Source organism: Aeromonas sp. (assembly GCF_050633025.1).
Lineage (GTDB): Bacteria > Pseudomonadota > Gammaproteobacteria > Enterobacterales > Aeromonadaceae > Aeromonas.
On the sequence record NZ_JBODRQ010000141.1, the window covers coordinates 1 to 8,163 of the forward strand.

Annotated in this window: 7 protein-coding genes; 6 read left to right on the forward strand and 1 reads right to left on the reverse strand. The window is 62.2% G+C overall.

Annotation, left to right across the window (positions count from 1 at the left end):
• Positions 1-908, reverse strand: a 908-nt coding sequence (locus ACRAUW_RS15250; protein ID WP_431362955.1) for a YifB family Mg chelatase-like AAA ATPase, incomplete at its 3' end; no start/stop codon positions are given.
• Between the two features lie 384 nt (positions 909-1,292).
• Here ACRAUW_RS15250 and ilvG point away from each other — a divergent pair.
• The 6 genes from ilvG to ACRAUW_RS15280 form a co-directional block, all read left to right on the forward strand.
• The gene (ilvG, locus tag ACRAUW_RS15255) at positions 1,293-2,939 is read left to right on the forward strand and encodes an acetolactate synthase 2 catalytic subunit (protein WP_431362956.1); all 1,647 of its coding nucleotides are present in this window, start codon (positions 1,293-1,295) and stop codon (positions 2,937-2,939) included.
• Positions 2,936-3,214, forward strand: coding sequence for an acetolactate synthase 2 small subunit (gene ilvM, locus ACRAUW_RS15260; protein WP_005342011.1), 279 nt, complete (start codon positions 2,936-2,938; stop codon positions 3,212-3,214). Before ilvG ends, ilvM begins: the two co-directional genes overlap by 4 nt.
• 12 nt (positions 3,215-3,226) lie before the next feature.
• Positions 3,227-4,171, forward strand: coding sequence for a branched-chain amino acid transaminase (locus ACRAUW_RS15265; protein ID WP_431362957.1), 945 nt, complete (start codon positions 3,227-3,229; stop codon positions 4,169-4,171).
• A 146-nt stretch (positions 4,172-4,317) separates the two neighbouring features.
• Positions 4,318-6,159 carry a dihydroxy-acid dehydratase gene (gene ilvD, locus ACRAUW_RS15270; RefSeq protein WP_181269820.1) on the forward strand — a complete coding sequence of 614 codons (1,842 nt, stop codon included), beginning with the start codon at positions 4,318-4,320 and terminating at the stop codon, positions 6,157-6,159.
• 3 nt (positions 6,160-6,162) lie between these two features.
• Entirely contained in the window at positions 6,163-7,683 is a 1,521-nt protein-coding gene (ilvA, locus tag ACRAUW_RS15275) for a threonine ammonia-lyase, biosynthetic (RefSeq protein WP_431362958.1), read from the forward strand.
• Positions 7,684-7,855: 172 nt separating this feature from the next.
• A partial coding sequence (locus tag ACRAUW_RS15280; protein WP_431362959.1) for a hypothetical protein occupies positions 7,856-8,163 on the forward strand: 308 nt, incomplete at its 3' end.

Sequence of the window (8,163 nt, forward strand, 5' to 3'; positions counted from 1 at the left end):
AGCTCGTCGAGAAAAAGCACTCCGTTGTGGGCCAGAGAAATTTCGCCGGGCCGCGGATGACTGCCACCGCCCACCAGAGCGACTGATGAAGCGCTGTGGTGGGGGGTGCGATAGGGTCTGTGGTGCCAGTGACCGACACGTGGGGTGAGGCCGCCGATGGAGTGGATGGCGGCGGTCTGCTGCGCCTCCTGCTCGCTCAGTGGTGGCAGAATGCCGGGCAAGCGGCTGGCAAGCATGCTCTTGCCGGTGCCGGGCGGGCCGATGAACAGCAGGTTGTGGCTGCCGGCGGCGGCGATCTCCAGTGCCCGCTTGGCCTGTGACTGGCCGATCACATCCTGCAGATCCGGTACATCGGGCAGGGCATCCGTGGTCTGGGGATCCGGCAGCGGCAGCTCGTACTGACCGGCCAGCCAGGCGGTGACGGCCAGCAGCTGGTGGGCGGTGCGCACCTCGGCATCCTGAATGAGGGAAGCTTCGGGGCCGTTCTCTCGCGGTACCAGCAGGGTGCGTCCCGCATCCCGGCAGGCGAGCACGGCGGGCAGCACCCCGAGCACGGGGCGAATTTCGCCGGTCAGAGCCAACTCGCCTAAAAATTCGTGATCGAGCAGGTATTTTGCCGGTATCTGCTTGGAAGCAGCGAGAATGCCGATGGCGATGGCCAGATCGAAACGGCCTCCCTCCTTGGGCAGGTCGGCGGGGGCCAGATTGACCGTGATGTGTTTGCTCGGGAACTCGAAATTGCCGTTGAGCAGGGCGCTGCGCACCCGATCTCGCGACTCTTTCACCGAGGTTTCCGGCAGGCCGACCATGTTGAAGGCGGGCAGACCGTTGGAGAGGTGAACTTCCACTGTAACTTGCGGGGCCGCGATCCCGAGGCTGGCACGGCTATAAACCACAGCTAATGACATAAATCCCGTCCTTGAGTTGATATATGTTCTGACTAACTGCTTTTTGTTGGTTTTTTATTCCAGAGTTCCGGCTGAGGAATAGCCAAAATCAGTGGGTTGTCACAGAAAAAAGACTTGCCCAATAAAAATCACCGTGCTAGTTCTAATAGCTATTCGCGGTAGAAACCGCCCCAATTTCACAGGATTTCCGGTTGTAACTATGAACATGGCCTCCCGTTTCGTCAGCATTATTGTGGTCCTAGTGGTGATTATTATCTCACCGCTCGGGGCTCGTTTAGCTGCACGGAACAAGGGATAGACCCACCACCGGACAGAACGAAACAAGCGACCCCCGAGCCTCACAGCCCGGGGGTTTTTTTTCGACCAAAGGACAGGATTTTCCACATGAACGGCGCGCAGTTTTTGGTACAGGCTCTCAAGAAACAGGGTGTGACCCAGGTGTTTGGTTACCCGGGCGGGGCCATCATGCCGGTCTACGATGCCCTGTATGACGGTGGTCTGGCCCATCAACTCTGCCGCCACGAGCAGGGCGCCGCCATGGCGGCGGTCGGTTATGCCCGCGCCTCCGGTCAGGTGGGGGTCTGCATCGCCACTTCCGGCCCCGGCGCCACCAATCTGGTGACCGGTCTGGCGGAGGCGCTGCTCGATTCGGTGCCGCTGGTGGCCATCAGTGGACAGGTGCCCTGTGCCGCCATCGGTACCGATGCATTTCAGGAGGTCGACGTGCTCGGCATGTCCCTCTCCTGTACCAAGCACTCCTTCATGGTGACCGATGCCGCCGATCTGGGGCGCGTGCTGGCAGAAGCTTTCGCCATCGCCACCGAAGGGCGCCCCGGACCTGTGCTGATCGATCTCCCCAAGGATGTGCAACTGGCCGCCGTGCCGCCCCAGAGCCCGCTGTTTGCAGTGGAAGAGCCGGAGGTGCTCAACCCCTCGGATCTGGCCGCAGCCCGCACCCTGCTGGCTGCCGCCGAGCGTCCGGTGCTCTACGTCGGCGGCGGGGTAGGCATGGCCAATGCCGAGCAGCAGTTGCGTGACTTTGCCGCCGCAACCGGCATGCCTGCGGTCACCACCCTCAAGGGGATTGGCGCGCTCGACCCCGATAGCCCCGTTTACCTCGGTATGCTCGGCATGCACGGCACCAAGGCGGCCAACTATGCGGTGCAGCAGTGCGACTTGCTGCTGGTGGTGGGTGCCCGTTTCGACGACAGGGTAACCGGCAAGCTGGAAGAGTTCGCCCCCGAAGCCAAGGTGATCCATCTCGATGTGGATGCCGCCGAGTTCGGCAAGCGCCGCGCCGCCGAAGTGGCTATCACCACGGATCTCAAACAGGTGTTGCCGTGCCTCGCCATGACTCTCGACATCGCCCCCTGGCGTGAGCACTGCGCCGCCATGGCCTGCGAATATGCCTTTCGCTATGACCACCCGGGTCAGGCCATCTATGCCCCGGCCCTGCTCAAGCAGCTCTCTACCCGACTGCCGGAGAGCAGCGTGGTCGCCTGCGACGTGGGTCAGCATCAGATGTGGGTGGCCCAGCACATGCGCTTCACCAGCCCGCGCAACCACCTCTCCAGCGCCGGTCTTGGCACCATGGGGTTCGGTCTGCCGGCCGCCATCGGGGCCAAGATGTCGCGCCCGCAGGATGAAGTGGTGCTGGTGAGCGGTGACGGCTCTTTCATGATGAACGTGCAGGAGCTCGGCACCATCCGCCGCGCCCAGCTCAAGGTGAAGATGGTGCTGCTGGATAACCAGCGCCTCGGCATGGTGCGCCAGTGGCAGGAGCTGTTCTTCGACGGCCGCTACAGCGAGACCATCCTCTCCGACAACCCCGATTTCGTCGCCCTGGCTGCCGCTTTCGGCATTCCGGGCGAGACCATCACATGCAAGGAGCAGATAGCCGGTGCCCTCGATCGCCTGCTGGCAAGCGAAGGCGCCTATCTGCTGCATGTGGCCATTTCAGAGGAAGAAAACGTCTGGCCCCTGGTTCCGCCGGGAGTCGCCAACCACAAGATGATGGAGCAACGCCCATGAATCCGCACACCCTTGCCCAGCCAGCATTTGCACAACACACCCTGCATATCCACGCCCAGCCCAGACCGGAAGTGATGGAGCGGGTGTTGCGGGTGGTGCGTCACCGCGGCTTCAATCTCTGTGCCTTGAATATGGAGCAGGATTGCCAACAGCTGCGGATCACGGTTACTGTCGAGTCGGTGCGTCCCATCCAGCAGTTGTGGAGCCAGCTGGTGAAGCTGGTGGACGTCTCCCGGGTCGATGCACTGGAACAGCAACCCCGGATCAGAGCTTAAGGAGCCAAGCCAATGTCACAGCCTTCCCAATCCGCCACTCACCCCCAATACATCTGGTTCAACGGCAAACTGGTGCCCTGGCAGGATGCCCAGATACACGTGATGAGCCACGCCCTGCACTATGGCTCCTCGGTGTTTGAGGGTGTGCGCGCCTACGATACCCCCAAGGGCACCTGCATCTTCCGTCTGCAGGAGCACACCCGCCGCCTGTTCGACTCCGCCAAGATCTACTGGATGGACGTCCCCTACAGCGAGTCCGAAGTGAATGAAGCCTGCCGCACCGTGGTGCGCGAGAACGGCCTGAAGAGCGGCTACCTGCGCCCGCTGGCCTTTGTCGGCAACGTGGGGCTGGGGCTGCATCCGCCGCTGGATGCCAAGGCTGACCTGATGGTGGCTGCCCTGCCGTGGGGCGCCTATCTGGGGGAAGAGGGGCTGAAAAACGGGGTGGATGTTTGCGTCACCTCCTGGAACCGGCTCGCTCCCAACACCATCCCCACCGGCGCCAAGGCGGGCGGCAACTATTTGTCCTCCCAGCTGATCAGCCGCGAGGCCAAGCGCAACGGCTTCGCCGAAGGGCTGGCGCTGGATGTGAACGGCTATCTGAGCGAAGGGGCGGGGGAGAACCTGTTTCTGGTGAAGAACGGCGTGCTGTTCACCCCGCCCGCTACCGCTGCCATCCTGCCCGGCATCACCCGCGACACCATCATGACGCTGGCGCGTGACTTGGGGTACGAGGTGCGCGAGCAGGCACTGCCCCGTGAGGCGCTCTATGTCGCAGACGAGATCTTCATGACCGGCACCGCCGCCGAAGTGACGCCGGTGCGCTCCGTCGATCGGATGAAGGTGGGTGCTGGCAGCCGTGGCCCGGTGACCGAGCAGCTGCAGAACGCCTTCTTCGGCCTGTTCAATGGCCAGACCGAAGACAAGTGGGGCTGGCTGACGCCCGTTAACGACTGATAAGAGAGGGGAGGCGTCATGCCTCCCCGAGTCGCTTCCGGTCAGGGCACTGCGCGGTGCCCTCACCAGGATCGATTCCCGATCCGAGAGTCACTTTTTCATTTCCAAAGATAATGAGCCCGCTGGGCATTCAGGGAGTAGAGACAATGCCGAAGTTGAGATCCGCCACCACCACCCACGGACGTAACATGGCCGGGGCCCGCGCCCTGTGGCGCGCCACCGGAATGACCGATCAGGATTTCGGCAAACCCATCATCGCCGTGGTCAACTCCTTCACCCAGTTCGTACCGGGCCACGTCCACCTCAAGGATCTGGGCCAGCTGGTGGCCCGCGAGATCGAAGCCGCCGGCGGCGTCGCCAAGGAGTTCAACACCATCGCCGTGGATGACGGCATCGCCATGGGCCATGGCGGCATGCTCTACTCCCTGCCATCGCGCGAACTCATCGCCGATTCAGTGGAGTATATGGTCAACGCCCACTGCGCCGATGCCATGGTCTGTATCTCCAACTGCGACAAGATCACCCCGGGGATGCTGATGGCCGCCCTGCGCATCAATATTCCGGTGATCTTTGTCTCTGGTGGCCCGATGGAAGCGGGCAAGACCAAGCTGTCGGACCAGATCATCAAGCTGGATCTGGTGGATGCCATGATCCAGGGGGCCGACCCCAAAGTCTCCGATGCCCAGAGCGAGCAGGTGGAGCGCAGCGCCTGCCCCACCTGTGGCTCCTGCTCCGGCATGTTTACCGCCAACTCCATGAACTGCCTGACCGAGGCGCTCGGCCTCTCCCAGCCGGGCAACGGCTCCATGCTGGCAACCCACAGCGATCGCGAGCAGCTGTTCAAGCTGGCGGGTCAGCGCATCGTGACGCTGGCCAAGCGCTGGTATGAGCAGGACGATGCCTCGGCTCTGCCGCGCAACATCGCCACCAAGGCGGCGTTCGAGAACGCAATGGCACTGGATATCGCCATGGGCGGCTCCACCAATACCGTGCTGCACCTGCTGGCGGCGGCCCAGGAGGCGGGCGTCGACTTCACCATGGCCGATATCGACCGCATGTCGCGCAAGGTGCCCCAGCTCTGCAAGGTGGCGCCCTCCACCCAGAAGTACCATATGGAAGATGTGCACCGTGCCGGTGGCGTGGTCGCCATTCTGGGCCAGCTGGAAAAAGCGGGTCTGGTGCATGGGGATACCCGCACCGTGCTGGGTTGCTCCCTCGTCGAACAGCTCAATGAATATGACGTCAGCCGCCAGCCGAGTCAGGAGGTGGTGGACTTCTACCGCGCTGGCCCTGCCGGTATCCGCACCACCAAGGCGTTCAGTCAGGATTGTCGCTGGCCGGAGCTGGATCTGGACAGAGCCGAAGGGTGCATCCGCTCGCTGGATAACGCCTACAGCCAGGAGGGTGGTCTTGCCGTGCTCTCTGGCAACCTCGCGGTCAACGGCGCCATCGTCAAGACCGCCGGGGTGGATGAGGAGAACCTCACCTTCCGTGGCCCGGCCCGGGTGTTCGAGAGTCAGGAGAGCGCGGTGAGCGGCATCCTCGACGGCACCGTGAAAGCGGGCGAGGTAGTGGTGATCCGCTACGAAGGGCCGAAAGGGGGCCCCGGCATGCAGGAGATGCTCTACCCCACCACCTATCTGAAATCTATGGGACTCGGCAAGGCGTGCGCCCTGATCACCGACGGCCGCTTCTCTGGCGGTACCTCGGGCCTCTCCATCGGCCACGTCTCGCCGGAAGCAGCCTCTGGCGGCACTATCGGTCTGGTGGAGGATGGCGACATCATCAGCATCAATATTCCGGCCCGCAGTATGGTGCTGGAGGTGGCCGACAGCGTGCTGGCCGCCCGCCGCGTCGCTGTCGAAGCCCGTGGCTGGAAGCCGCTCGATCGTCAGCGTCAGGTCTCCTTTGCCCTGCGCGCTTACGCCATGTTCGCCACCAGCGCCGACAAGGGTGCGGTGCGTGATCGCACCCTGTTGGGGGAATAAAACATGGTCTCTGCGGCAGATTATCTACGCAAGGTGTTGCTCTCACCCGTCTATGAGGCGGCGCGGGTCACCCCCTTGCAAACCCTGAAGAAACTCTCCGAGCGACTCGGCAACCATGTCAGCCTGAAGCGGGAGGATCTGCAACCGGTCCACTCCTTCAAGTTGCGCGGTGCCTACCACAAGATCGCCACCCTCACCGAGGAGCAGAAGGCGCGCGGCGTCATCGCCGCCTCTGCTGGCAACCACGCCCAGGGGGTCGCCCTGTCGGCCGCCAAGCTCGGCATCAAGGCGATCATCGTGATGCCCAAGACCACGCCGGACATCAAGATTGACGCAGTGCGCCGGCAGGGCGGCAACGTCATGCTGTTTGGCAACAGCTTCGACGAGGCCTACGGCGAGAGTCGCCGCCTCTCCGAGCTGGAGGGCTACACCCTGATCCCGCCATTTGACGACGTCGAGGTGATCGCCGGGCAGGGCACCATCGGCAAGGAGCTGCTGGAGCAGGATACCCACCTCACCCACGTCTTCGTGCCAGTAGGCGGCGGCGGACTGGCCGCCGGAGTGGCGGTCTACATCAAGCAGCTGCTGCCGGATGTGAAGGTGATTGGGGTGGAGGCGGAGGGCTCCGCCTGCCTCAAGGCCGCGCTGGCAGCGGGCGAGCCGGTCAATCTGGAGCGGGTCTCCCTGTTTGCTGACGGGGTAGCGGTGAAGCGCATCGGCGAGGAGACCTTCCGCCTGTGCAACCAGTATCTGGACGAGGTGGTGACCGTCTCCAACGACCAGATCTGCGCCGCGCTGAAAGATATCTTCGACGACTGCCGCGCCATTGCCGAGCCGTCGGGTGCCCTGTCGCTGGCGGGCCTCAAGGCTTACAGCGAGCGGGAGCAGGTGAAAGGGGGGCGGATGGCGGCCATCCTCTCCGGCGCCAACGTCAACTTCCACAGCCTGCGCTACGTCTCCGAGCGCTGCGAGATTGGCGAGAAGCGCGAGGGCATGCTGGCAGTGACCATCCCCGAGCGCAAAGGGGCGTTCCTCGACTTTTGCCGCAATCTGGGGCCGCGCATGGTGACCGAGTTCAACTATCGCTACGCCGATGCCGAGCAGGCGTCGCTGTTCGTCTCGGTGCGCCTCACCGGCGGTGACGAGGAGCTGGGCCAGATCATCGATCAGCTCGGCGGCAACGGCTACCCTGTGGTCAACATGACCGAGAGCGAGCTGGCCAAGAGCCACGTGCGCTACATGATTGGTGGCCGCCCGGCCCGGCCCCTCGGTGAACGTCTCTACAGCTTCAAGTTTCCGGAGCAGCCGGGTGCTTTGATGCGCTTTCTGGAGACCCTCGGCTGTCGCTGGAACATCAGCCTGTTCCACTACCGCAACCACGGTGCCGACTACGGCCGGGTGCTCTGCGCCTTCGAGCTGCCGGACGAGGACGTGGCCGCCTTCCACGACTACCTGCGCGAGATTGGCTACGGCTGGAAAGAGGTGAGCGACGACCCCGCCTACCGGCTGTTTCTGGCCAGTTGAGCGAGATTGTTCAACAACAAATCTTAGGGAGGCGCCATGCCTCCCTTGTTTTTAAATTAATCAGTAAATATTTCTTTCATCAAAACAACCAAGCGTCATGGAATGACGCTTGGTTTCAGATAATGTCTCCAATAAGAGTTAGGAATTTCAATCGTTTCGCTTAGAGGTCACTATGTTGCAGTTGCTGGATAATCGTGTTGTATTTCCCGTTTCCTCAATCTTTCCCGAAGGGGCCTCTTTTCATATCGATCAGATGCCGCAACTTCTCAACACATTTAATCACTCTGTCGATACTGAAACAGCAAAACAGAGAGTATCTCTCTGGATAGAGAGTGGCTTCAAGGCAGAGATGATGGAGTCATTATTGCACGCTGTTATTGTGACCTTTGGGGGCGGCTATCGGATCTGGGGCCGTAGCTCTACACACTTCATCGATAACCGGCACGATTATAATCTTATACTTAAACAGGCTTATGTATT

Coding starts and splice junctions, on each gene's coding strand:
- ilvA (WP_431362958.1), top strand. CDS start 6,163: ATGGTCTCTGCGGCAGATTATCTACGCAAGGTGTTGCTCTCACCCGTC.
- ilvM (WP_005342011.1), top strand. CDS start 2,936: ATGAATCCGCACACCCTTGCCCAGCCAGCATTTGCACAACACACCCTG.
- ACRAUW_RS15265 (WP_431362957.1), top strand. CDS start 3,227: ATGTCACAGCCTTCCCAATCCGCCACTCACCCCCAATACATCTGGTTC.
- ilvD (WP_181269820.1), top strand. CDS start 4,318: ATGCCGAAGTTGAGATCCGCCACCACCACCCACGGACGTAACATGGCC.
- ilvG (WP_431362956.1), top strand. CDS start 1,293: ATGAACGGCGCGCAGTTTTTGGTACAGGCTCTCAAGAAACAGGGTGTG.